Annotated in this window: 24 protein-coding genes and 5 pseudogenes; 13 read left to right on the plus strand and 16 right to left on the minus strand. The window is 43.6% G+C overall.

The genetic code is table 11. From position 1 onward, the window contains the following. Positions 1-108 precede the first annotated feature (108 nt). Positions 109-5316, minus strand: a complete 5208-nt coding sequence (hpsA, locus tag N4J56_RS08735) for a hormogonium polysaccharide biosynthesis protein HpsA (protein ID WP_317106102.1) — start codon at positions 5314-5316, stop codon at positions 109-111. A 350-nt stretch (positions 5317-5666) separates the two neighbouring features. On the opposite strand from hpsA, the gene N4J56_RS08740 reads away from it, so the two are divergent. Beyond that, positions 5667-5903 (plus strand): hypothetical protein, encoded by a 237-nt coding sequence (locus tag N4J56_RS08740; protein WP_317106103.1) that lies wholly within the window; start codon positions 5667-5669, stop codon positions 5901-5903. Next, positions 5903-6328 carry a PIN domain-containing protein gene (locus N4J56_RS08745; protein ID WP_317106104.1) on the plus strand — a complete coding sequence of 142 codons (426 nt, stop codon included), beginning with the start codon at positions 5903-5905 and terminating at the stop codon, positions 6326-6328. The genes N4J56_RS08740 and N4J56_RS08745 overlap by 1 nt, the downstream gene beginning before the upstream one ends. 21 nt (positions 6329-6349) lie before the next feature. Here the strand turns inward: N4J56_RS08745 and N4J56_RS08750 are convergent, their stop codons facing one another. From N4J56_RS08750 to N4J56_RS08770, 5 genes and pseudogenes are all read right to left on the minus strand, one after another. After that, on the minus strand, positions 6350-6814 hold the full coding sequence (locus N4J56_RS08750; protein WP_317106105.1) for a hypothetical protein: 465 nt from the start codon (positions 6812-6814) through the stop codon (positions 6350-6352). 25 nt (positions 6815-6839) lie between these two features. After that, a complete protein-coding gene (locus N4J56_RS08755) occupies positions 6840-6986 on the minus strand; it encodes a hypothetical protein (RefSeq protein ID WP_317106106.1) in 147 nt (48 codons plus the stop codon). Positions 6987-7236: 250 nt separating this feature from the next. After that, a pseudogene (locus tag N4J56_RS08760) lies at positions 7237-8299 on the minus strand (IS630 family transposase). Positions 8300-9237: 938 nt separating this feature from the next. Beyond that, positions 9238-9972 (minus strand): transposase, encoded by a 735-nt coding sequence (locus N4J56_RS08765; protein ID WP_317105834.1) that lies wholly within the window; start codon positions 9970-9972, stop codon positions 9238-9240. 41 nt (positions 9973-10013) lie between these two features. Further along, positions 10014-10571, minus strand: a complete 558-nt coding sequence (locus N4J56_RS08770) for a helix-turn-helix domain-containing protein (protein ID WP_317105833.1) — start codon at positions 10569-10571, stop codon at positions 10014-10016. Between the two features lie 452 nt (positions 10572-11023). On the opposite strand from N4J56_RS08770, the gene N4J56_RS08775 reads away from it, so the two are divergent. From N4J56_RS08775 to N4J56_RS08795, 5 genes are all read left to right on the plus strand, one after another. After that, on the plus strand, positions 11024-11746 hold the full coding sequence (locus N4J56_RS08775) for a hypothetical protein (RefSeq protein WP_317106107.1): 723 nt from the start codon (positions 11024-11026) through the stop codon (positions 11744-11746). 6 nt (positions 11747-11752) lie between these two features. Then, on the plus strand, positions 11753-12490 hold the full coding sequence (locus N4J56_RS08780) for a prepilin-type N-terminal cleavage/methylation domain-containing protein (protein WP_317106108.1): 738 nt from the start codon (positions 11753-11755) through the stop codon (positions 12488-12490). Beyond that, positions 12465-13025, plus strand: coding sequence for a type II secretion system protein (locus N4J56_RS08785; protein ID WP_317106109.1), 561 nt, complete (start codon positions 12465-12467; stop codon positions 13023-13025). The genes N4J56_RS08780 and N4J56_RS08785 overlap by 26 nt, the downstream gene beginning before the upstream one ends. 163 nt (positions 13026-13188) lie before the next feature. Continuing rightward, complete coding sequence (locus N4J56_RS08790) at positions 13189-15060, plus strand: DUF4082 domain-containing protein (RefSeq protein WP_317106110.1); 1872 nt, start codon at positions 13189-13191, stop codon at positions 15058-15060. Between the two features lie 91 nt (positions 15061-15151). Further along, positions 15152-15388, plus strand: a complete 237-nt coding sequence (locus N4J56_RS08795) for a hypothetical protein (RefSeq protein ID WP_317106111.1) — start codon at positions 15152-15154, stop codon at positions 15386-15388. A 173-nt stretch (positions 15389-15561) separates the two neighbouring features. On the opposite strand, the pseudogene N4J56_RS40840 reads toward N4J56_RS08795, so the two are convergent. Continuing rightward, positions 15562-15666 (minus strand): annotated as a pseudogene (locus tag N4J56_RS40840) (hypothetical protein); the annotation flags it as partial. 156 nt (positions 15667-15822) lie between these two features. Here N4J56_RS40840 and N4J56_RS08800 point away from each other — a divergent pair. The 3 genes from N4J56_RS08800 to N4J56_RS08810 are packed head-to-tail and all read left to right on the plus strand — an operon-like array spanning position 15823 to position 17030. Then, positions 15823-16329 carry a hypothetical protein gene (locus N4J56_RS08800; protein ID WP_317106112.1) on the plus strand — a complete coding sequence of 169 codons (507 nt, stop codon included), beginning with the start codon at positions 15823-15825 and terminating at the stop codon, positions 16327-16329. Between the two features lie 45 nt (positions 16330-16374). Continuing rightward, the gene (locus tag N4J56_RS08805) at positions 16375-16623 is read left to right on the plus strand and encodes a hypothetical protein (protein WP_015153231.1); all 249 of its coding nucleotides are present in this window, start codon (positions 16375-16377) and stop codon (positions 16621-16623) included. 11 nt (positions 16624-16634) lie between these two features. Next, the gene (locus tag N4J56_RS08810; protein ID WP_317106113.1) at positions 16635-17030 is read left to right on the plus strand and encodes a type II toxin-antitoxin system VapC family toxin; all 396 of its coding nucleotides are present in this window, start codon (positions 16635-16637) and stop codon (positions 17028-17030) included. A 16-nt stretch (positions 17031-17046) separates the two neighbouring features. On the opposite strand, the gene hoxU is transcribed toward N4J56_RS08810, so the two are convergent. The 9 genes and pseudogenes from hoxU to N4J56_RS08855 all read right to left on the minus strand — a co-directional run bounded on the left by hoxU (position 17047) and on the right by N4J56_RS08855 (position 24065). Then, positions 17047-17763 carry a bidirectional hydrogenase complex protein HoxU gene (hoxU, locus tag N4J56_RS08815; RefSeq protein ID WP_317106114.1) on the minus strand — a complete coding sequence of 239 codons (717 nt, stop codon included), beginning with the start codon at positions 17761-17763 and terminating at the stop codon, positions 17047-17049. A gap of 10 nt (positions 17764-17773) precedes the next feature. Beyond that, a pseudogene (gene nuoF, locus N4J56_RS08820) lies at positions 17774-19418 on the minus strand (NADH-quinone oxidoreductase subunit NuoF). A gap of 99 nt (positions 19419-19517) precedes the next feature. After that, positions 19518-20045, minus strand: coding sequence for a bidirectional hydrogenase complex protein HoxE (gene hoxE, locus N4J56_RS08830; protein ID WP_317106117.1), 528 nt, complete (start codon positions 20043-20045; stop codon positions 19518-19520). Positions 20046-20068: 23 nt separating this feature from the next. Beyond that, on the minus strand, positions 20069-20269 hold the full coding sequence (locus N4J56_RS08835) for a DUF2949 domain-containing protein (protein ID WP_410500457.1): 201 nt from the start codon (positions 20267-20269) through the stop codon (positions 20069-20071). Between the two features lie 60 nt (positions 20270-20329). Beyond that, entirely contained in the window at positions 20330-22840 is a 2511-nt protein-coding gene (ppsA, locus tag N4J56_RS08840; protein WP_317106119.1) for a phosphoenolpyruvate synthase, read from the minus strand. Positions 22841-23056: 216 nt separating this feature from the next. After that, a pseudogene (locus N4J56_RS40845) lies at positions 23057-23170 on the minus strand (Tab2 family RNA-binding protein); the annotation flags it as partial. A 118-nt stretch (positions 23171-23288) separates the two neighbouring features. Continuing rightward, positions 23289-23375 (minus strand): annotated as a pseudogene (locus N4J56_RS40850) (hypothetical protein); the annotation flags it as partial. A gap of 218 nt (positions 23376-23593) precedes the next feature. Further along, on the minus strand, positions 23594-23875 hold the full coding sequence (locus tag N4J56_RS08850; RefSeq protein ID WP_317106121.1) for a hypothetical protein: 282 nt from the start codon (positions 23873-23875) through the stop codon (positions 23594-23596). Then, on the minus strand, positions 23865-24065 hold the full coding sequence (locus tag N4J56_RS08855; protein ID WP_317106122.1) for a helix-turn-helix transcriptional regulator: 201 nt from the start codon (positions 24063-24065) through the stop codon (positions 23865-23867). The genes N4J56_RS08850 and N4J56_RS08855 overlap by 11 nt, the downstream gene beginning before the upstream one ends. Positions 24066-24226: 161 nt before the next feature. On the opposite strand from N4J56_RS08855, the gene N4J56_RS08860 reads away from it, so the two are divergent. The 3 genes from N4J56_RS08860 to N4J56_RS08870 all read left to right on the plus strand — a co-directional run bounded on the left by N4J56_RS08860 (position 24227) and on the right by N4J56_RS08870 (position 25392). Further along, a complete protein-coding gene (locus N4J56_RS08860) occupies positions 24227-24568 on the plus strand; it encodes a hypothetical protein (RefSeq protein WP_317106123.1) in 342 nt (113 codons plus the stop codon). Positions 24569-24653: 85 nt separating this feature from the next. Continuing rightward, positions 24654-24812: a hypothetical protein gene (locus tag N4J56_RS08865; protein WP_317106124.1), complete on the plus strand. Its 159-nt coding sequence runs from the start codon at positions 24654-24656 to the stop codon at positions 24810-24812. A gap of 82 nt (positions 24813-24894) precedes the next feature. Then, positions 24895-25392, plus strand: coding sequence for a hypothetical protein (locus N4J56_RS08870; RefSeq protein WP_317106125.1), 498 nt, complete (start codon positions 24895-24897; stop codon positions 25390-25392). Positions 25393-25401: the final 9 nt, after the last annotated feature.

Below are 25401 nucleotides of genomic sequence, written 5' to 3' on the forward strand. Positions count from 1 at the left end.
TCAAACCCCGCCCGTACGGGAGTTGAGAGTCGGGAAATTTTGAATCTTGAATTTTGAATTTTGAATTAACTCGCCTTCTTATATTCATCCCCCTTGTCCCCCTTGTCCCTAATTCAAGTTTGCTGGATAATCTGGTGTATCGTTTTGACAAGTTGCCGGACGCTGAGTTTTATCTGAAATCGCATATTGAGTGTAGGTAGCTGTAACTTTACCAGTGCGATCGCTAGCTATGGCTGCACACAACAAAGTTTGTACCCAAGGATCGTCTCGACTGACTTCTCTTAGCAGTTCGCTAGGCTGGCTTGTTGATGGAGTTGTAAACTCTTGGGCAAATAAGTCTGAAGATTGGGATAATAAGGCAACATCAAACTGCCAGTGTCGTTCTGGTTCGCTGTAATATGGTGGCGTTCCTGTTGGTAAATCGTTATTAGCGCCACTAGTGGGATATTTATTAATGGCGTAGTCAAACCAGCTAAGGTTATCGGTTGCTGTAGCCAACTCAGTAGCCGTGTCACGACGGATCGGCATAAACGGCGCTGTGGCGTAGGTACTCCGGCGCATTTGAATAAAATTACCGTCGATTTTGACGATTCTGTTTTCCCAGTTTTCCAGAAAACGGACGAAGTTAGGTAATCCAGCTGATTCTTCTTGAGGACGACTGGGACTATTACCAGCCATAAATACGGCGTTAAAGGTTGTATCTTCTGCGGCTGTTTGCAACCAGTTGGTAGCGTAGCGATTTGGGTTTCCTCCATCCAGAGTTTCACTGGGGGAACCATCGGGACTGTGAATTTGTAAAACTGGTACTAATAGCGGTCGATTGCCAGAAATTTCTTTAATGAATAGCGGGTTATTCGGACTATACGATTCACCTTCAGTTGGATTGACAGGGTTAGTTGTTGTTTTAAACCACAGCGCAGTAGGTACTTGTCGAGGCAATCCATCTGGTCTAGCGTTATTATTTCCATCAACATAGCGAAACTGTTTTACATTTCCTTGAGAATCTATTCCTAAAGGAGTTAGTTGGTTAGGATTAATTTGGTTATTTTGTTGTTGATTATTTTGTTGTTGGTTGTTTTGTCGATCGCTCTGTTGGTTGTTCTGTTGGTTACCTGGATTACTTTGTTGGTTGTTTGAATTGTTTTGTTGGTTGTTCTGTTGGTTACCTGGATTACTTTGTTGGTTGTTTGAATTGTTTTGTTGGTTGTTCTGTTGGTTACCTGGATTACTTTGTTGGTTGTTTGAATTGTTTTGTTGATTATTCTGTTGGTTACCTGGATTACTTTGTTGGTTGTTTGAATTATTTTGTTGATTATTCTGGTTCCTGTTTTGATTTTGGTTTTGATTATTTAAGTTGTCGTTTCGCTGAAAAGCCACTCGCCGAGGATAGCGCCTATCTTCTGGTTGTAAAGCAGGTCGAGCGGTAGTACCTGCCCCAAGTCGATCGGGTTTGTATCCTCCATTTGGAGGGCTACTGAGATTTATAGCACTATTTATTTCGGTATTATCTAATTTGTCATCCCTACTTTGGTCATAGCCAATCTTCCAATCACCCTTTTGACAAGTTTCAACAGGTATCTTTCGGCAAATTTCCATGACGTATTCAGGAAAAGTTGTACGTCGCTGTATGGGTGTGACTCCGTTAGTTAAATAGGAACCTACATAAGTATCAGTAGTTTTCTGATTTGGATATGGATTACCGCTACTATTTGTATCCCACCAATCAGAACTCGTGACAAAGCTGTTGCCCCAAAAGCCTTGATTATTACGATTTTGGGAAACCTTTTCGCGTTCTGTCGTAGCCTGCTGAGGATTATCTGGCGTAGTTTGTTGAGAGATGGGGAGGGCTGTATTATTGTTGAGATCGTAGTCTCCCTCACTGCGAAAACCATCTCTAAAAGAATTAGATAGCAGCGTTACAGCATCAGCAATAATAGTAGACGATCGCCACGTATCGCCATCGCGATCGGGACATCCTGCTTTTCCAGGGCGACAGGCAAAATTTGGATTGAGATTTCCTAATCTACGAGTATAAAAATTGCTCCAATTAGACCAATCTAATGTTTCTTGAAACTCTTCTAATTTGTTACCTAACGGTGTTTGATGAAGGTTGAAATCACCTTTTATGTATACAGGGAGATCGGAAACTAAAATCAATCCTTTCTCTTCCGGTCGATATCTATTATCAATATCGCGCGATAAGTCACTCCCATTAATTAAACGAATCCCATTAGGGCGACGGGTAGGATCGAGTTTAAAATCTGTAGGACTAAGCAACTGACTCTCAAGTCGCGCAATCGCAGATGTATCGGTTGAACTTTGTACTATAATTGAGCTACCAGTGCTATTAGAAGTAGAATTAATTGCCGATGAATCATCGCGCAAAGCATCGTCACGACTGGCGTAAACTATTCCACTATTTGGTAATAAGTAATCGCTGTCAATTTGACTTGGATTGATTTTTTTACGAGTCAGCCCTACGACTTTTTCTTTCTCTGGATCGCTATATGTCTCTCGAATTTCTCCCGTACTGAAATTGATGTCTGTCACCCTAATTTCTAATGGTTGACGCTGTTCTAGATCTAAGTCGTAACGGGGATTGCGATCGCTGTTGAGTGTAGAACTTGAAGGATCGTCTTCATCGCGGCTAATGACTTTAATTTCTCTACTATCTAAGAAGGAAGCTTCTTGAATTGCTCCGTGGGGAATAATCGGATTATTATTGACTGGTATAATCGTTCCGTCTAAAATTTTTAAAGCACAAATCGCTGTATCTAACGCGGCGTTATCTGATATACTCAGCGGTTTGTCAGGATCTTCTAGCGTAACGTTAGCAGTTAATTTTTTGAGCGCATTTTGTAAAGGTTGATTGACAATGCGTCCGTTAGGAAACATCATCTTTGCTTGCGATCTTAGTTCTGGTAAGTAAATCCCAATTTCTCTAATTCTATCGTTATTGTTAGTATAAGGAGCTTCATAGACTATGCCATTATTTGACCGACCATTAGAATCGTTATTGTAAGGTAAAACATTGCCACTTGCGCCCCAGGGATAACCGTTATTAGTGCCAAACTTGCCATTTTTAACTGTGATTTCGTTTGTAGGATCGTAATAACTGCTAACACAAGCAATTGGTATTTGGTCAACACCCGTACTCTGGGTATAGTGATAAACTGCTGTAGCACGCATTCGTAGATTGGGAGGTGATGGTGCTTCTCCCTGCTTTTTCATCTCTTCATCGCCGCCTGTCATTGGCATCATGTCAGACCAAACTAGAGTATATTTATCTATAGGTTGACCCGCAATTCTCAATCGATTGTCAGGCGTGGGAAGATCCGCTCCAGAGTCAAGTTTACGGTTTGATAAATCGGGTAAAAATGAATCGACTTGCAAAGCTGGGATGCGAGAGTTATTATCTTTGCGATCGCGATAAATTCCTGCTCCTGTAATAATCCGTAAACCTCCAGTATTTGTGGCGGTTTGTCGTTCCCAAAATCCCCCACGTTCTGCAATTTCGCTAGGATCGAATGGCTGTACTTGGGTGCTACGATAGCGGGGTAGATCGCTAGGGTTCGTCCAATTTATGCCTGCAATTAATTGTCGATCGCGGGTTGCTGTAACATAGTTATTGCCATCTTTCCAATATGCAGGTAAGTTATTTCCTACACGAATGCGATCGCCTAAATATCTCTCAGTTACATCTAGCTGTTGTTCGGGAGATGTTGCTTCTAATTGGCGCGTTCTGAGTAACAATCTAGTATTATTATCTGTTGGTTCTCGCCATTCGGCAGGCGGTTCGATTGTATTTAAATTGGCAAAAATATTGTCTTGGGTGTAATCGTCTAGAATGTCGTTATTTGATTCTAAAACTTCTGCATATGGAACGCGCCGAGTTCGATGACGCAGATATCTTTCTAATTCTTCTTTGAGGACAATATATGTATTTAAACTAGGATTTTCCTGCAAGCGTTGGCTGAAGCGATTTTTCACCTCATCAGGATATCTGTTAATCGCTAGAACTGTCTTAATTTCCGGTGGTTCTAATTCAGAGCAATCTCGTCCAGCTTCGATACAAAACTCTAATGCTGCTTGTTTCATCAAGGCAATACGTTGGTTAAAAGCATCATCAGAATAGGCAATTTCTTCTCCGCCTGTTTCTTCTGTAGATTTATTGATACTGCCAATTTGAGCGGTGCTATTGCTTGGATTGTTACTATATAGATCGACGGTCACGACATTGCGATCGCTTGTATCGGTAACGCTACCATTACCGACATTACCCCCAACAGTAATTTTGCCGTTTTCTGGCTGATAGAAACAGGAATCTTGACTATCGACTTGATAAAATCTAACTGTGGCGTTGTTACGTCCACCGACTAGCAAGTTTCCATTAGTATGAATTCTGCCATTGATGCGAAAATCAGTACTAGGTGACAATTCTAAATCGTCGTTAAACCATACTGCATATTGATTCAGCGGAATTAAGCTGCGGTCTTGTTGATACTCTAAAGCATAAAAGCTGGTATTACCCGCCAGAGTTTCAAAGCGATCGCCTAAATCGGTATTATCTGTAATAGGTACGCTGGCAGTGTAGACAAAAAAGCTTTTGTTTAATTGATTTCCAGATTGATACCAACCATTGTCTAATATTTCTGTATCTGCACTCAGAATATCGGCACAACGGCTATTTGCAACTGGAATATTTACAGGCGGGGTTCTGGCTTCGAGGGGATTGCGTTCGCGGTTAAAATCACCTGCTTCAACGCTAGGACTGCGGAAGTAAATCCCATAAAGCGTATACGTATCAAATTTACCATTATTATTGGTATCGGTAGGGAAACGCCAAGCAGTCGTTAAAGTTTCGTCATTTTTGATGTCGGCGTTGTCGGCAGTTATTGCATTATCGTTATTAATATCAAAGCCTAGTTTCAGGCGCGTCTCATCGCCAAAGGTAAATTTAGAGTTGTATTTAATTGCGTTGTAGATTGCTTGGGTGGAAGGAGTGCGGCTGGGTAGGGCAGGATCTCTCAGTAAAGCCTCAATTTTAACTTTAGCACGGGCGATCGCGGGTGCGGCTGCTTCTGCTGCTGCCTGACTCACTCTAACATTACTCGCATTCCGGGCGCGATCGAAAGATCGAATCGTCATCGCTGCGGTGAGTAGTACCACCACCATCGATACTACGGCTACAGTTGGTAAAATAAAGCCAGCCTCAGCCGAACGGCGGCGTTTTTTGAGATATAGAGGTTTTAACCGTCGTCGCCTTTGCCTACGAGTCAGCGATCGCGCGAGATTTTTTAGTATACGATTTAACATTGCTGCTTTCCCACTTTAAGGGTATCTACTTAGGTTTAAGTAGATAGAGCGCCTCACAGCGTTCTCCCCTGCTAGCCTGCAAAGTTATTCTATCGCGCCATAAGTCTTGGAGGTACTCGTGCTTCCCACTCTGCTATGCACTGTTCTTGCCCGATCGCGGTTTCATTAGACATAGCTGTTGGGGGCAATCTGCTTTATCGGGTTTGGCGACTGAAATCAAATTATCAGCTAGTTACAAGGCTTATGGCTTCAGTTTTGCCCAGTATATCACTGTTAATTAGCCCCTTTCATATAGGATAATCTGAAAGGCGTACAATTGGTATACAGTAGGAGCGCGCATTTTTGGACAGATGACATTACAAGAACTACAAAAACAAGCACTACAACTGCCAACCAGCGATCGTTGGCAGTTAGTCCAAACTCTTTTGGAGTCACTAAAACGGGAAGCATATCCCGAGTTGAAACAGGGAAAGTTGAAACAGGGAAACCTGTCGCGGCTGCGAGGGATTGCAAGAACTTCGGCAGCAACGGAGGAGGCTGATGCCCGAGAGAGTTATATCACCTATTTGACCGAGAAATATCAGTAATGCGCGTTTTGATAGATACTAATATAGTTCTTGACTTCTTGCAAGAGCGAGAACCGTTTGTGGAAAATGCAGCAAGGCTATTTGAACGTATTGATATTGGAGAAATTGAGGGCTTTATTGCAGCAACGACAATCACCAATATCTACTACATTGTCCGTAGAGCAGCAGGGGCGGTAGTGGCTCAAGATGCAATTACCCAAGTCCTGGCAGATCTAAACATTTGTGCAGTCGATCGAGATGTGTTGGAACAAGCTCTTGCACTAAATTTTCGAGATTTTGAGGATGCAGTACAGTATGCTTGTGCTGTAGTGCATAACGTAGAGACAATTGTGTCTCGTGATGCATCTGGATTTGTTAGTGCAGAGATCCCTGTAGTATTGCCTGATGAGCTTGATACTATCGGTAGCAGTGAGTTGGGAGATTAATTTATTTTTCAGGGGCGATAACTACGTTAAGCTTTGCGCTTCGCTTCCTCTGAGTAAGCTAACAGATTGGATTTGACATTGGGCGACAATTCGATTGCCTTCAGTTATCAAAAACTCTTTGCCAGGAGCTAACTTACTCTTAACCAACTCTGGAACGAGAAAACCGACTTCGACTTCATCAACTATAGAAGTTGCACCATTTACTATCTGCTCTTTTTGTGCTGAAAAGCGTAGAACTATGCTAAAAAACTCGTCCTTTTGCTCGTCAAACTGTGCGGTAGCTGCATAGATAGAACCAGATGAGGGAAACTTTCGACCGCTCTGTTCTGGCGCTAGCCAATACACTTTTGCTGTTGCTAAAACTTTAGGAGCCATACGTAGTATTCTACTGATAAAATTGCCTGTCCCACTCGGAGGTTTTAGCCGCCCTCGCCTTTGTCTACGAACCAGCGATCGCGCGATGGATTTTAGTATACGTTTTAACATTACTACTTTTCCACTCTAGGGGTATCTACTTAGGTTGAAGTAGATGAAACGCCTCACAGCGTTCTCCCCTGCTAGCCTGCAAAGTTATTCTATCGTGCCGTAAGTTCTTTTGCTTTTGTTTAGCACTGTTGGCAAAATAAAACATCACCGTGGAAACACTGAAATTTTTCATATCACTTCGCAACAGAGTTTAAAGAAAATTAAAGATTTTATCTTATTAAATTTCAAATCTAATATTTTGTTTCAAGAAATAGTAAAGCAGGGCTTCAATTACTGATTTTGTAGGAAAAGCATTAGTTAGCTCGATTGACCCCTGATTGTATTAGAAAAAGTTGGTTTTCAGCGGCAGCGACACAAAGAAAAATTGAGATTTGACTTAACTCGGTTGCGTTCAAAAATAAAACCTCAAACTAGATAAGTAGCTAGGCAGATTTAAACATAAAACGTTCCAGTGTCCATCCCCCTTGTTGACTTCGATTCTCCATGCCCTCAATCATGGCATTCGCTAAATCATACTCGTTATCAAAAATCCTTCCGGCTATTTCATGGGTTTTGAGTTGATGCCACTGCGCTTCAATCAGATTCATATGTGAACTGTATTGGGGGAGAAAAAAGAGATATAGCCCTTTCGACTGCCACTGCTGCCAGTGCTCACGGGCAAGATGACTGGTATGAGCCGAACCATTATCTTGCACCACGACTGTGAGCCGTCCGGTTTGTAGCAATGTCTGCTCACTCTTTTGGGCAAGGAGCGTTCATCACTTTAACATAGCGTTCCTTGTGGAAACTGCCTTGTACCAGAGCATAGTCAAACGACTGCTCTGGTTGCCATATCCCTAGAATACTAATGCGGTCTCCATAGGATTTGACCTGCTCTTCGGTGTTTCTGCTCTCCAATGCGAGAGTAACTATAACTGACTGGACTTTCCAGACAACATCCCGATTCGTCAAGATACTTCAGGTCAATGTACCCTTCACAGGCAGCTAGTTGGAGTGTGTCTAAGTCAGCTTGCTTGAGTGCTTTGTACTCAGGATCTTGTCTGCCCCGTTGCGAGTGTCGAGTCCGCTTCCAACTAAAGCCCTTTTTTTTAGAATGCGGCGAATCCGGTCAGCACTTAGGTTTACCTGTCGTTCTTGCTCTAGCTTCTGGGCTAGCTGTTGACTATTATAGGTTCTGGCTTCTTGCTCTAGGCATTGTTCTAGGTAGGCCATGTCTGCTTCTTGCCATTTGGCTTTAGCTCCTCGTCCACTAGCATCCCATAATCCACCTAACCCTTGCTGCTGCCAACGGCGGATGGTTTCGCGCACTGTCTGCTCTTGGCACTCAAAAATTTCGGCAATCGCTGGCACTACCCATCCTTGAGCATTGAGTCGAAGCATTTGTGCTCGATCTCGGGTACGTTGAGCAACGGTTTTGGCAACCCGAAGTTCACTCAACGTCCGGTCTTCTGACTCTGTCAAAACGATACGTAAAGGAGCAGGCATGAGTGGTCAAAATCAGCAAGTTTTTGGCTTTTCTCTATCTTACGTTTAATTATGCCCTACTACTTAGTGTTTTCACTGAAGACAGTTTCAAAAATACAGATTAAATTAAGTGTGTAAATTTTATACCTATCGCTTGATTTGAGCGATAGGTATAAAATTTATAGTTTTGGTCTCTGTTGTCGTTCAATTAGTTATTCAAGTAGTTTCTTAATGATAAGTATCGCGATCGTTCACGCTTTAGTAATACAGAAATTTATATGAGTCCGAAGCTAAAGTTTACTCTTATTTGTCGCTGTAGCGATCGAGGTTTTGCTCTGCCTGTTGCCATAGGTTTAGGATTTGTCTTCTTGCTGATTGCAGTCACGCTGGTTATGAGATCTCAGAGCGATGAAACTACAGCCTCGACTCAAAAAGCAACTGCTCGCGGTTTAGGTACAACAGAAACAGGAATTACTCGCGTGCAGTCGTTGCTTAATAGATATGGCAATCTTGCTAACGTTACTCTTACTAATATTGGTTCTCCTCCAACCAGTTCGAGTTGGAAGCAGGTATATAATACTCTGCCATCTGTAGCAGCGGGATGTGCTGCTGCTGCCGCAGGAGCGACGGAGGTGGATGGATACCGTCTCAATCAGTGGAAAGACTTGGATGACGGTCAATTCAAAGTCAATAGTTATAGCTATACACCAGACTCGGCTCAAATTACTGCTAACGCCACAATTCCTGCTAACGGAGCTGTAACTCTTAGCATTTCACCTTCTGATTTTTTAATCGATGGCGGCTCAGTATACGGGGAAATCTCATCTGTACCAGGCACTCTTTCTCGAAGTGGAACAACTTATACTTGTACTCGACTAGCTGCTGGTGCAGACACATCAGTTAGTTCTCCAGGCTCTTTTGTTCCCAACAACACCTCTGCTCAAATTACTACTAGTGGGTCATTTGGTATGAGTGTTGCCATTATTTTTGGCAATAGTTGTCCGCCGAAGAGGACGATGCGTACAGGCACCAGAACCACCAAGAGAGTGAAATCTTTGACGCGCTCTGTCTCGACGTTGCGCTCGTAATCCTGCCCAGACAAACGGCGTTGGTTGTTGGTTCCATCCAAAAGCAGTTGCTTCCAACCACTCAATAATTTGATAGGCTGTTTGCGGATGATGCCCCTCTAGAGCTCGGCGTTTGAGAATTCGTTGAATCGACTCAGCCATATTCAGCCAGCTACCGCCAAGAGGTGTGTAGAGCGGCATGATGCCATGAGCACACAGCCACAATACCAACTGGGGAGTTTTATGTCCGACCAAGTTATCCATCACTAGCAACATTCGCAGTGGCGGTAAGTCGTGTGGGAGTGTAAAGCGTACTTTCAACCCCTGCTGCCAACTTTTCCATAACCGTTGATTTTCTTCAGGCTTGAGTAATCGAGCTGGAGTTGGCAGTGATTGTACAACACTAGCTAATTCTTGCTTGAGCCATTCGTGCAACACAGCATTGGTACAACTGGTAACACCCTTAACTCGTACTTGCCCAGTAGCGGGATGGAATAGCGTTAACAGCTTGGCTGTGCCATTACGGATATATTCATGTTCTTGCCGTGTCGGTTTACCTACTGGCTGCCAATTGCTACCAGGGTAAGGAGCAGTGCCAAATGGTCCCGCCTCGTCTTCGCACCACACACTCAAGCCTAGCTTCTGTCCCTGAGTGTAAGCGCGTTCTATCAGTTTTTTTTTGCCACGGTATCTGGGTCAGTTACTACTACTAGCTTGCCTTTGCGTATGCGCTTCACCTGTCCAGTTTTTAACCAACTGCGGCTCTTTTGCCAGCTATAGCCCGCCTCTTTGAGTACCTGCCAAATTGTATAAGTACTGATTTGGGTTAAGCCATCAGGAGCCTGACGCAAAGCCCGTTGAAGTGTAGCTACTGACCAGGTTGCCGTGCCCTCTTTCTGCCGCTCTGGTTGACGCTGAAATTCGGACAGGATGCGTTGTTTTTCTGGTTCGCTGTATTGCACTACTGCCCCACCGCCATGTCGAGGCTGTAAGGCAGCTAAGCCTTCAACATTGAAGCGACTGACCCACTTGCTGACCGTATCACCACAGCGTAATCCTACTAACTGCGCTGCACTCGTGTAATCAGCCCCAAGAGCCACGGCTAGAATCGCTTTGGCCCGCATGACACTAGCAGATGATTGGGATTGAGAACGGCTCAGTTTTTTCAAGTCGGTTTGTTCTTCATCACTTAACGGTCGCAAAGGTGCTTTTTTTTGCCGTGTCATCACAACCTGAAAAACTATGTATCTTCACTTTAATTGACCATCCTTTTTATGGCAACACTCATACCAAATGACCCACTAGTGCCACAATTCCTGCTAGCGGAGCTGTAACCCTCGACATTTCACCCGCAGACTACTTAGCTGATGGTGGCTCAGTAAAGGGACAAATTCAAGGTATCCAAGGCACTCTCTCGCGTAGTGGAACGACTTATACTTTCAGTCTACTAACTTCTGGAACCGCAACTACTACTACAGATGATTTCTTCCCTACTACTACTCCAGGAACTGGCACTTTAACGCTTGAAGGTCGAGTTAATCAAGCTGGTACTGGTAACACAGCTACTGAAACTGCGGGTACAGCTACTAGCAAAGTAGTAGTTAACATCCCAGTTAAATCTGGTTCACTTGAAACTCAAGTTCCGGCACTATGGGTTAAGAACAACAATATAACTGACATGGGGAATGACAAAGTAAAAGGAAATATATTAATTAACTCATGTCCTCCCGCAGTCGGCGCAGATGATGACAATCTACACGATCCAAATACACAGGATGTGATTGCTCAGCCTACAGTTTTTCCAGATACGCCAAATCTACCTGCTGCTTACTACACTTTAGCAAATCCTTGGACTACTCTTCCACGAGCTGGTGATGTAAAAGCTGCTGATGGTTACTATCACTACTTAGTCGATAATTTAGTTGCTAGCGGGAGTGAAGAGATAGACGTTGAACCCAATGAAACAGTTGTTCTTTATGTGAGGGGTAATATAAACCTAAGTGGTAATCCAGATCTTAATAAAGACGCTAGTAATACCTCTGCTAATTTACAAATTTATGGCAATACCTATACAGACACAGCTCAAACATCAACAAAGTATAGTTGTGGAACTCTTACTTTAGGTACTACTTGCCCTACTCTAATAGCTCACTTCAATGGTACTGGGACAATGAAGGCTTTTCTTCACGCTCCTGACGCTACAGGGAGCGTGAATGGTGGGGGTAACACCGATGGAAATTTTATTGGCTCTATGTGGATTAAAGATTGGGATGCCTCATCAGGTAATGACAAAGTAAAAATTGATGCTTCAGGTAATTACAGTAACTATTTGGGAGCGCAAAAAATAGTTCATCCTCCATCTATTTCTCCTACTAGCTCTTGGAAAAGAGAAGAAAGGTAAACCTAAATGTTCAAGAGAAAATTACCAAATCCAGAGCATGGATTTACTATGCTTGAGGTTTTAGTTGCTATTGTAGTAGCAGTTATATTTGTAAGTGTTGCCATACAAATGATGGTATTAGCTACCGTTTTTAAAGTTCGCGCACAAGAATACACAGAGGCAACAAATTGGATTCAGGAAGACCTAGAAAATATTAAGTATCAAGCAGCAAGTTACCAATATACATCACTAGTTGATGAGGCTACTGGTGATAACACACATGAGTCCACAGATACTGTACTTTACCTAGCTTCGGTTGATGACTTTCAGGCTGGAGATACAGTTATTGTCGGTACGGATTCTACTAATAATAAGATTGCGGTAGGAGGAGTTAATGCTGGGGCAGCAACCATTACTCTAGACGCTTCACTGGATACTAGTTGGTTAACAGATACTGCGGTAGTGGGGACTACAAGGTGTAATCCGGCTGATAGATATTCGGGATTTGCAGATGGATTACGAGACAAAGTTGCTGGTAGCGATAATGATGCCAGTACTTCTGTTGAAGAGACTCTTTACAGCAAGTTATTTACAAGTAAAGCATATATCAGGCAAAGAACTTTAACTATTGTTGATGCTGCTCCTTATAGGGTGTTAAAAGTCGAGTACAAAATTTCTCCTGGAACCACTTTTGATGCATCAAAAGTTATAGCTAGTTTTGACACAGAGGTAATTCCCAATGCTGCCTTACAATGCCCGAACTAAAGATCGGGGTTTCACTGCGTTAGAAATATTAATCGCATTAGTTATAGCTGGAGTTTTGGCTGCGATTGCTGCTCCTAGTTTTTTGAGTATGTTTAACAAAAATAAAGTTAATGATGCTCTTACTCAAGTTCGAGGAGCATTACGAGAAGCACAAAGAGAAGCTATTCGTAAAAGTAAGTCATGTACTCTTACAATAGATACAACCAAGAAAGACATTACTGCCAATCCTACAGATTGTCTTCCTATAAAACCTAGTCTGTATGAAAAGAGAGACGCTTCCGGCAATTGTATTGAGTCTAGAGTTGCGATCGCAACTAATCTAACTGGCACTCCTCCTCAATTTAAGTTTTCTTTTCGTGGAAACACTAATAAGTTAGGAACAATTGTTGTCTATTCGTCTGATAATACTACAAATCGAATGGGATGTCTTGTTGTCTCTAATGGTATTGGAATGATCAGAACTGGCAATTATGATGGTTCTACTGCTACTGTTGATAGCAATGATTGCCATACAACAGAGGATACAACTGAGTAAGCATTTTTCTTAGCTAATTCTCATCTTTGCAGAGATTATATCAATTCAGGCTGCTGACACTAGTAGCACTATTTTTCATGCTTTTCACAGCACAAAAAATAACTGCCAAGCGCGAACTCACTAAAATTTATATTCTTATCTCTAGAGTAGCAAAATAAGCAATATGAAAAATTATCTTGTTAAACTTTCTAAATTAATTAGAAACCAAAATCCATCTACTGGCTTTACTTTAGTGGAGTTACTTGTAGCAGTAGCAATCACTACACTTGTTGTTAGCGCTGCTGGTTTTGGCTTGGCTGCCATTACTGAAAATAATAAAAAAGCTAAAGTTGAAACTGAAAGGCGAACGGAACTTAACCGCGCTCTGGATTTCATCTCTGATGAAGTTAGACAAGCTAAGAAGATCGCTAATGATGTATCTACGGATTTATCTAATGCACCAGATTTTGATACAACAAACAAAACGCCTGTTCTATCACTTCAAATTCCAGGTGTTTCTCAACGAGTTATTTATTATGTTGCATCATCGAGTTCTCCCTGGATTGGACCCAAAGTTATTTATCGGTGGGGTCCCGACTATAACAGTAATGGTAATTATTCAAATCCTACCAGTCCCGATGACTGGACTGGCAAAGCATTAGTCGATCTTGTTGAAGACTCTACACCAAATACAAATAACTACTGTTCAACAGGTTGGGGTGCTAATCCACCTGTTTCTAATAGAAAGGGTTTTTATACTTGCATAGATCCTAGCGGTAGGATCGCTGAAATTCATCTGCGTGGTAAGCTTATTGACGCTTACGGCAATTCTAGAGATCCTCTTGAGGTCAGCTCAAAAATCTTTCCCAGATCTTACGAGATTGCTTTAGGTGGTCCTGGGGCTGGTGGTGGCGGAGCTGGTGGTGGCAGTAATGACGGCAGCAACGGCGGCAGTAACGGCGGTGGCAGTAATGACGGCAGTAACGGCGGCAGTAACAGCACTAGCCCGCCAACCGAGGTTGCTCAGTGCAGTGTAAGTGGTGGTATTCTCACCTGTAGTCAGTCTACCGTTCTCACCTTTAAAGTAATAGGAAGCAGTTATGCTTGTAGCGGAACATCAGCCAACTGGATTGTTAATACTAAGATTACTGTTGACACTCAGGATTACATTGTGCGAGAGAATGAGATTTTAAACTTAACAATCAATCCAGGACAACAAGTAAAAGTTGCATCGGTTCCAGTAGAACCCACAGGAAAAAATTGTACTAACTCTGATACCCCAGTAGAATCTACTAATACCACAAAAGTTAGGACTTTGCGCAACGGAGATAATGTTCCTAGCGTTCAGGCTTTCAGCAATCAAACGTCAGTTGAACAGTATTTAAGGAACTATGTCTCTAATGGAAAAATTAATATTGGTGATAAAGATATCATCTACCTATTTGAAATTGGTCAGTCAAACACCAATGCTTCTGGCTTTGACCTGCAAGACAACGTTGTTCTAGTCTCTCTTAGCAATCCATCATCTACACCCACTCCTACTCCGACACCCACACCATCTACGTCTTATAGTATCTGGGCTAGTTCAACAACTCCTAACAACGTCGCCAACGACTCCCAAGCTGTCGAGTTGGGAGTCAAGTTTAAGTCAGATGTTGATGGTTATATCACTGGCATCCGCTTCTACAAGGGGAGCAGCAATACAGGTACGTACATTGGCAACCTCTGGACCAGTATCGGGCAAAAGCTAGCAACTGCAACTTTTACGAACGTAGCTGGCACAGGCTGGCAGCAGGTCAACTTTGCCCAGCCAGTCCGAATTACCGCTAACACCGTCTACGTCGCCTCTTACCACACTAGTATCGGACGTTACGCCTATAAAACTAACGATTTTAAAAATGCTGGCGTGAATAGCTCGCCACTGCAAGCTTTGAAGGACGGCGTGAGTGGAGGTAACGGCGTTTACAAGTACGGCACTACTAGTAGCTTCCCCACCGACACCTATAACTCGAGCAACTACTGGGTTGATGTTGTCTTTCAAATGACCTATCCTTGAGCCTCAAAAGACAAAAGTTTCGTAGTTGTACGGGGAAAGCAATGCCTTCCCCGTACAAAACTCAAACACAACAATCATCTAGGATGTAAATATGAACTTGAAGCCCACATCTGTTACATTCATGCTACCAGAGGATCTAGTTCAAGCTATCAATTCCTTTGCTCTAGCAACAGGCAAAGACAGAACATCTGTAGTAGTACAAGCACTACAGCAGGCGTTTGGGCTACAAGATAATCAACTATTCTTAACAACAGCTATTGACCAAGCGAATGTAGAAATAGAATATCGAAATAAAATTTCTGCACTCGAAGCTCGAATGAGCGAATGAGAGAGAAAATAAGATATTTTGAACGAGCAATTAGTGGAACTCAGCCAGCTAAAATTAATAGACGAAAATTCTTGGCAGAATATAACAGCTATTAGCGAATATTTAATACATTTAATTCTCCAACCTACTAACGTGCAGCAAGTAAAGGAGATTACATCTCAAATAACCAACTTTCAGTCAGCAAACAATGTTTTGCCTTCCCAATACATACAGTTAGAATCCTCGATCGTGTAAAAATCCAATAGAGCTTCAGCTAATTCTTCTAACTGGGTGCTAGAAAGCTGCTAAAGGCGCAATTGCACCAGTTTCCATAACGTTGTCTGGAAGACAGGAAATAGTAAAGCGAGGTATGCGATCGCCCTTGGCTTTGCAAAACTCTCGTCATAAAATCTATAATTTCTATAGAAACTACAGACGTAGAAAGTAAAGAGCAAGTGGCAGGAAAGACGATATCCGCCTATACCGATACAGAGACAGCTAACCGCGTTGCTTATATTGCTCGAATAGAACAGCGCAAACCCAGCCAGATTGCAGGCATGGCGCTCAAGCTTTTCGTCGAGCTACCACCAGAAGCGCGTGCGGCTTTGTGGCAGATAGAAGCACTTGGCTCTCCTGCCGATATGGAGGCAGTTATGCAAGAAATTGCCCGTACTTTGCTGCACGCTCAGTACAAAGTGGCACATCGGCAAGTTACCGAGCAAATGCAGGTTGAAAATTTAGCACAGCTCGAAACCGAAGACGATATTCTATCTGCGGCTAGGCAGGCAGTAGAGCGATATAGTCTAGCAGCTCAACCTAAAAACCCCAATTTGAAGGCATGGGAAGAGGAAAAAGCCTTTATCCAGCAACGGATCGAGCAAAGCTCAGCACAGAATTCAACTTACAAAGATTGTACTTGGAATCGCGAAGATTTATATCCACCTCACATAGAAGCATCATAGGTATAGTAGGGATATAGCTCTTCTTAAATATGTGGAACAAATCCGATGAAAGTTAAAGGTACAAAGCGTGGTAAAAACATTGAATTATTAGAAGAGATAAACATTCCTGATGGCACGGAAGTTCACATGGAAGTTGAGATCGAGCAGCCTTTAAGCGAACAGGAAAGACTAACTAGACTCAACCAAATATTTGGAGCATGGAAAAATCAACCCGATCTCGATACGATATTTTCTGAGATCGACACACAGCGTCATGCCGAGCGGGGTAGAGCAATAGAAACCCTTGATGAGTAAGGAAAAAATTTGTGTATTTGTTAGATACAAATATTTGTGTAGCTTTACTCAAACAGAATATTCTTGCAGTTGAACAATTTAATGCCAAAGCAAGTCTTTGCTATCTTCCCACAATTGTAGTAGCTGAGCTTTACAAAGGAGTTTACTGTTCTCAACGGGTACAGCAAAACTTGACTATGCTAGAACAATTTCTAAACTTGATGCCAATAGTTGAGTTTGACCGCAGTGCAGCTGAAGAATTTGGTAAAATTCAAGCTGAGTTAAGAAGCATGGGTAGACCAACAGGAGAAATAGACGCAATAATCGCGGCGATCGCCCGTTCTCGACAAGATATTCTTGTAACCGATAATACTCGCCACTTTATCAATATTTCAGGTTTGCAACAAGAGAACTGGCTTGAACCTTAACAAGAAACACCCCCCGCTAAATCTGCCATTGCTGTTTCTCCCGTGCTGTCACCAGAAATTCCAATTTGGCGCGATCGCGTTTCATTTCCCCTACACTCGAACCCTGGTAGAAAAGCGCCCCCGTGGGACAAGCATTCACACACTTACCGCACGAAGTACAGGATTGCGACGTTCCCCAAGGTTGACTCAAATCGGTAATGACGTGCGAGTTTGTGCCTCTACCTGCCATATCCCAAGTATGCGCCCCTTCGATTTCATCGCAGACTCGGATACAACGAGTGCAGAGAACGCAACGATTGTGGTCGATGCCATAGCGATCGTGAGACACATCAACTTTGCGATCGGGAAAATGATACTCTAACCGAACGTGTTCCATACCCATTTCAATCGCCAGGTCTTGCAATTCGCAGTTACCATTCGCCACGCAAACCGAGCAAATGTGATTGCCCTCTGCAAACAACATTTCGACAATCGTGCGACGATAATTCTGCAACCTTGGCGTATGAGTTTTCACTTCCATCCCCTCCGCCACTTTCGCAACACAAGCGGGTTGTAGTTTATGACTGCCAGCAATTTCTACCAAGCATAGCCGACAAGCACCAACCTCTGAAACTCCTTCTAAATAGCAAAGTGTCGGAATATGAATTCCCGCATCCCTTGCTGCTTCTAGTATGGTTTGCTCCTCAAGGGCGCTGATTAATTGGTCGTTAATTGTTAAAGTTTTGACTGCCATTGCTATTGTTCTACCTTGCCTTTAATTCGCAGTGTTTATCGGCGCTGCCATCAATTGAAGCCAAATACTCATCTCGGAAATAGCGCAAGGTGCTAAGTACTGGATTAGGTGCAGACTGACCCAGACCGCACAAACTCGTATTTTTCACCATGTCACACAGTTCTTCCAACAGTTCCAAATCGGTTGATGACGCTGCACCAGAGCGAATTTTTGTTAATAGTCGATGTAACTGCACAGTACCAACCCGACAAGGAATGCACTTACCGCAAGACTCATCCATGCAAAATTCCATAAAAAAGTGGGCGACATCTACCATGTTGGTCGATTCATCCATGACAATCATGCCACCAGAACCCATCATTGAACCAAGTTGAGCCAGCGATTCGTAGTCTACAGGCGTATCAAAAGCTGAAGCTGGGATGCACCCGCCTGAAGGTCCACCAGTTTGCACGGCTTTAGCCACCCCGCCACCGGGTACGCCGCCGCCCATCTGCTCGACGATTTGTTGTAAAGTCGTTCCCATCGGGACTTCAATCAAGCCCGTATTGCGAATTTTGCCTGCTAAAGCGAAGACTTTTGTACCTTTACTTTTTGCTGTACCGATACTGGCAAACCAGTCAGCACCTTTACGAATAATCGGCGCGATATTAGCAAAAGTTTCGACGTTGTTAATTAGAGTCGGATTTTTCCACAAACCAGATTCAGCCGGATAAGGGGGACGCGGACTAGGTAAACCACGCTTGCCTTCGATTGATGCCATTAATGCAGTTTCTTCGCCACAGACATAAGCACCCGCACCAATGCGAATATCAATTTTGAAATCAAAAGGTGAATCAAAGATTTGACTGCCTAATAAACTCAGACGTTGAGCTTGACGAATGGCAATTTGGAGGCGGCTAATGGCAGTAGGATATTCAGCTCGAACGTAGATGTAGCCTTGGTTTGCACCGATCGCATACGCGGCGATCGCCATTCCTTCCAGCACCCGATGCGGGTCGCTTTCCAAGACGCTGCGATCCATAAATGCGCCAGGATCGCCCTCATCAGCGTTGCAGATAACATACTTGCGTTCTCCCTTTGCCTTAGCCACCGTAGCCCATTTCAAACCCGTGGGATAACCAGCACCACCACGTCCCCGCAAACCACTTTGGGAGATCGCCTCTACCACCTCGTTCGGTTGCATCTCGTGCAAAACGTGGTAGAGTCCTCGATACCCTTCTACGGCAATATAAGATTCAATCCGTTCTGGATCGACCTTACCGCTATTTTCTAAAACGATTGGCATTTGTTGAGTAAAAAAGGGTTGGGTCAAATCGCCACGATAGATACAGATGTAGAGACGTTTCATGAAACGTCTCTACATCTGTATCTATCGTGGCAACGATCGCGGGTGCATCTTTAGGAGTAACTTTTTCATAAAGCGTGCTTTCTGCGACCTGTACTAACGGTCCTTGACTGCACAAACGCATACAACCAACACCACAGACCTGCACTTTATCCCCTAAACCCGTCTCTACCACTGCTTGTTCAAGCCTTTGTTTCACGGTTAAGGAATCAGCAGATAGACACCCCGCAGCTACGCAACAACGAATTTGTATCGGTTTTTGAGCGGCGCGTTCGTGCTGGGCAATCTCCTGTAATTGGTTTAAATCCATCTTTTAGCTGCCTCCTCGCCACGACCGATTTCGACTCCACTCTGAAGTTAGAAAAGAAGTATGAGAAACTTGTGAGGATGCGAGCGGCTGGCGCGAAATCTACCTGCCTTCCAGCCATTCCTTCAGGCGATCGCAAGTTGACTCTGCTGTTTGATGTCCGCACACAGTACCGTCAAATACGACCGCAGGGGCGATACCACACGCACCTAGACAACGGGCTGTCAGTAAAGAAAGTTGTTTATCTGCCGTCGTCTCACCAGCACGAATCTTAACGCTCTGCTCGACTGCTGCCAAGATTTGTGCTGCACCTTTAACATAACAAGCAGTTCCAGTACAAACCGTACAAGTGTGAACTCCTTGAGGGGCAAGGGAAAACAAGTGATAGAAAGTTGCCACACCATAAACGCGACTGGGAGGCAATTTCAAGCTGCGACTGACGTACAGCAGCACGTCATCTTCCAGATAACCGAAGAGTTCCTGTGCTTTGTGCAAGATCTCGATCAGTGCGTCTTGTCGAGCCTGATGTCGTTTAATCGTGACATCTAAAAGCTTAAAACGCTTATCGCCACTCGGATGAGTCGTAACGGTGGCTCGATCTGGCACTTTTGCTGGGGGATGAGAATGCATATTTTTGTTGCTCGCAGCTTGATTTAGCTTGCCATCCAGTCAAAAATCTGCTCTAACTGCTCCAGAGAAATTAAACCGTACTGCCACATCAGCATGGGTAATGGACCGGGATTCTGCTCGTTCAGCCGTAGCGCCATGGCGATCGCCTTGGGAGGAATTGCCAATTTTTCTTGTAAGAAGTCGAGCAGTTGCTCTTGGTGGCTCGCGTTCATCTCTTGTTTCATCGCTCGTCGCAGTTCAGTCAAATTTTCTGTCAAGATGCGATTTGCATCTTGACAAAAACGTCAATGTGTAACTACACCCTCAACAGCAGCAACTTCCAATAAAGTTTTCAAAACTGAATCTGGGTTCAAACTCATCGAGTCAATTCCTTGTTCGACCAAAAAACGGGCGAATTCTGGGTAATCGCTGGGTGCTTGACCGCAGATCCCAATCTTGCGCTGATTTTCTTTAGCTTTAGCGATCGCCATTTGTACCATCTCTTTCACGCCTGCATCGCGTTCGTCGAATAGGTGCGCGACTAAACCAGAATCGCGATCGAGTCCCAAAGTGAGTTGCGTCAAGTCATTAGAACCAATTGAGAATCCATCAAACACTTCGCTGAATTGTTTCGCCAAGATGACATTGTTAGGAATCTCGCACATGACGTAGACTTGCAACCCATTTTCGCCCCGTTTTAAACCATATTTTTCCATTTCTGCCATCACCTTGCGTCCTTCAGCAGGCGTGCGACAGAAGGGAACCATCGGAATCACGTTGGTTAAACCCATGTCATCCCGTACCGATTTCAAGGCTTGACACTCTAGGGCGAAACCTTCACGATATTTCTCGTCGTAGTAGCGAGACGCACCACGCCAGCCAATCATCGGGTTTTCTTCATCTGGCTCAAATTGCTTCCCACCGAGAAGGTTAGCGTACTCGTTGCTCTTGAAATCAGACAGACGCACGACTACAGGTTTGGGATAAAAAGCAGCTGCGATCGTCGCTATCCCTTGAGCTAGCTTATCGACGAAGTATGATGGTTTATCTTCATATAGGTGCGTCAGAAGGGCAATTTGATTTTTAGCATCCTCGTCTTCTAACTTATCGAAATGGATCAAAGCCAAGGGATGCACCTTAATGTGATTGGCGATGATAAATTCCAATCGCGCCAAACCCACACCATCATTTGGTATGGCTGCTAGACTAAATGCTTCCGAGGGATTGCCCACATTCATCAAGATCTGAGTGCGCGTCCGCGGTAAGTTTTCTAACGCCACCTCTTTCACCTCATAAGGCAAAATCCCCTCATACACCCGTCCTTCTTCCCCTTCCGCACAGGAAATCGTCACTTCTTGACCTGTTTTTAATTGGGCGATCGCATTACCAGTTCCCACAATAGCGGGAATTCCCATTTCTCGGGCGATAATTGCCGCGTGACACGTCCTCCCACCTTGATTAGTCACGATCGCGCTGGCTTTTTTCATAATCGGTTCCCAGTCGGGATCGGTCTTATATGTCACCAAAACTTCCCCTGGTTGAAAAGAGTCGAGTTTGTGGACATCCAAAATCACCCGCGCTTTACCCGTACCGATCGCCTCTCCGACTGCACGACCGCTAACTAATATCTTGCTGTTCCCCTTGAGTTGATAGCTCTTGATAGTATTGGTAGATTTTTGCGATTGTACGGTTTCGGGACGGGCTTGGACGATGAATAATTCTCCCGTCAAGCCATCCTTTGCCCACTCAATATCCATCGGGGTATAAACGCCGCGTACTGCTGAATAATGGTCTTCAATGATACAAGTCCATTGAGCTAAAATCAGAACTTCATCATCCGTGAGAGCATACTTGACTCGTTCTGATTCCGGTACGGTGACGTTTTTTGTCAGCTTGCTACCACCGACATCGTAGACCATTTTAATTTCTTTACTGCCCAAGCGTTTTTCTAAAATGGGGCGAAAACCTTGTTGCAGTGTTGGCTTAAAGACAAAATATTCGTCGGGGTTAACTGCACCTTGGACGACGTTTTCCCCTAAACCATAGGCAGCGGTAATCAGGGCAGCATTTTTAAACCCCGTCTCCGTATCAATGGAAAACATTACCCCAGAAGCCGCTAAGTCAGAACGTACCATCTTTTGTACGCCCACCGATAAGGCAATATTAAAATGGTCGAAGCCTTTAATCGTGCGATAGGAAATGGCGCGATCGGTAAACAGAGACGCAAAACATTTATGACAAGCTTCTAGTACTGCTTGTACGCCGTGGACGTTGAGATATGTTTCCTGCTGTCCGGCAAAACTGGCATCGGGTAAATCTTCAGCTGTAGCGCTAGAACGAACTGCAACATCAGTTTCACCGCTAGAACGCTGGCACGATTCGCGATATTCTGGCGCGAGGCGATCGCACAAACTCGCTGACGTGTCACCATATCTTTGACACAATTGCAAATAAGCATCTGCGATCGCGCTGGCTAATTCTGACGGAAACGGTGTATTGAGAATTAAAGCACGGGCTTGCTTACCTCGTTGCCGTAGATTATTTACATCTTCCACATCTAGATCGGAAAATAGCGATCGCAACTGCTCTTGTAAGCCTGCGCGATCGATAAAGTAGCGATAAGCATGAGCTGTTGTGGCGAAACCTGTAGGTACGTTTACGCCTTTGGGTGTCAGTTGTTGAATCATTTCACCTAAAGAGGCGTTTTTACCACCTACTAAAGGGATATCTGCAATGCCAACTTCCTCAAACCATAGCACAAAGGCTTGTTCTTTAGAACTCTGTAACTGTTGCCGCTTCGCTGTTGATTGCAACATAGACTCAATTCCTCTCATATTTAGGTTGAGTCAATAGATGCTCGATAAGCCTTGGGAAAGCCATTGATTCTATCTACTTGCTCTACAGTTATGGGTTATATAGAAACAGTTTGAGGAAGTTGTGAGGAAAAATTTAGGTAGGAGATAGGAGACAGGGGACAGGAGACAAAATTATCGCGCCTCTTGTCTCCTACTTAAGTACGCTAGAAGTATTTTCTACTCATCTCGTAACAGCCAGAAACCAGTATAAGTCATGCCCGAATCATCGGGTTGGACTAACAAAAAATGCAAACCTTGACTCTGTTGCTGGCGCTGTGCGTAAATTTGAGCGAGGTTTTCAAGATTAGAGTAAAATCCACTGCCTTGTTTTTTGTATGGTGCTAAGTATGGTCTAGGGTGCTGCAAAAGTAGATATTCTGTAGCAATTCTTGACAAACAAGGTGGAGAATCATGCTATGGGAGCATCTATATTTTTCACCCACTCCAAAATTTCATTGGGTTGTATTTCATAGCTGTCACAGATTTTCCTCAATACATCTGGAGAAGCTAACTGTTCGGACTTGTTCTATGTGCTATACTTGTCTCCTTCATCGTTTCTTGGTAAAGTCGTTCTCCCGCGTACACCTCTTTGGAGAGTATTTTTACCGATGTTGATTTTTGATTTGGTATGTTAGATTAGCTTCTTGTATATATTTCACACACTCAAGAGCAGGGGCAGTCTTGTCAGGACACGCGACCTCTGCTTTTTGCTATCTATGCAGCTTCGGATGCTAGTGCTTTTTCCAACCTAGATAATCTACCCATCGGTTTAACTTCCTCTGGGTCAACATCAGGCGTAATCTCTGGTGTTTGTTCGTATGAATTTTCAAGCGCTTGAACACCTTGCTGCATATGGCTTTGAGGTAGTTTTACTTCGCCACGCTGTGGCTGAGTAGAATCGCTAGACTCCATATCTGGTATAGGTTTGATGCCTAGTGAAAATTGTTGACAATGCTCGTACAAAACTCTACCGCAACGGTGGTAATCATTTTGCACTTCCTTTGACTGCTGCTGCTAACTCTTCAAAACTGCATTCGTATAATTCGAGTAACTCTTCAAACTGGTCTAGACGCAGTGTTGGTATAGTGCGCCCCCTCTCCCAATTCCTCACAGTAGATTCTGATATCCCCATCTTGCTCGCTACGTCTACTGTTCGTAACCCTCTTCTTTCTCGTAACTCTTTCATATTCATAAACTCTAATCTACATCCAATTTAACACAACTAATTAACAAAATGAGTTGTCATTTGTTAACCTGTTACGTTACTATATTAATATACAAAGCAAAAGAGCAGGAGCCACGCCGGGAAGCAATGGAACTCCTGCCCTTACCACCCGCTAACAAAGGATGGCTACGAATATGTTATCAGAATTACAAACTATAGATGCATTTGGCGCACCTGCCACCGAATACACCTATGATGCAGAGGTTCTAGAGGACGTTCTAGGAGCAGAGGATGATGACATTGTTTATCGTTCTGTTGATGCAGCCGATTTAGAGACAGGGTTACGGCTAATACTGGTGGTAGTGTCCCACGACGATAATAGGATACGGTTCTTCGACGTTTTGACCACATCTAAAGTTGAACGTAAAGCGGTATTACAGGCTGGTCAAGTGGTTTATCTCGAATTCCCACCCCAGGACTACACCATCGTCAACTATTGGGTGGCTGAGGATACACCGTTCTAGCGCATATTTCATCAACTTTCAATCTTTACCACTATATGTAAATCGCGTCTATGTTGGATTTACATACATCGATTGAGTAATTGCCATGCGTGGAAAAGCCAGAACATTACAGAGAAACATATCGTTTTCGCTCCCTGATGTGGAAGGGATTGAGGCGATAGCAGATGCTCAAGGAGTCTCCTTTGCAGAGGTCGTGCGGTGGGCAGTGAGCGATTACCTAGTCAAGCAAACAGTTAGTAAATAAAGAGTTTAGTCATGTCGCTAGTAAAACACGACTTTAAGTTTGTAACCGAGTACAGTTCAGTAGTAGACGAGGAGAAGGAAGTATGAAAGTTAGATGTTTGGGCAATTATATAGAACCGTCTCGACGAAACTTAGTGAATAATTTTGATGAGATGAACGCTGGCTTGATAAATGCTGATTTCGATGAAGATGAGGCGAGAAAACTCTACGACTCGAAATTAAAATCTTTTCACGCTTGGCAAAGAATGTTGGATGTTTCAGGTTTGTATGTCAAGCGATACGAAATTATTCACGACCTTGATAAGACATTTGTGATTGATGTCTATACGCAAGACTACAAATCGATATTATTGGAGCGAGACAAAAAGAAACTATTGTATACAACGTCTTTAATGGTTTCTTGGTTCAAACTTCTGACAATTGGTATGGATGTTAAGAAATACGATGAGTATAGAACTACTGAGGAGGCTTTGGAATTATGCCGAGATGAAGTAACCCATCAAAATGTTTTGAGGATGATTGAAGAGGAGGAGAAGGAGGAAGAACGTTGGCAATCAACACCACTAAGTAGTAGGGCATAATTAAACGTA

Source organism: Chroococcidiopsis sp. SAG 2025 (assembly GCF_032860985.1).
Taxonomy (GTDB): Bacteria; Cyanobacteriota; Cyanobacteriia; order Cyanobacteriales; family Chroococcidiopsidaceae; genus Chroococcidiopsis.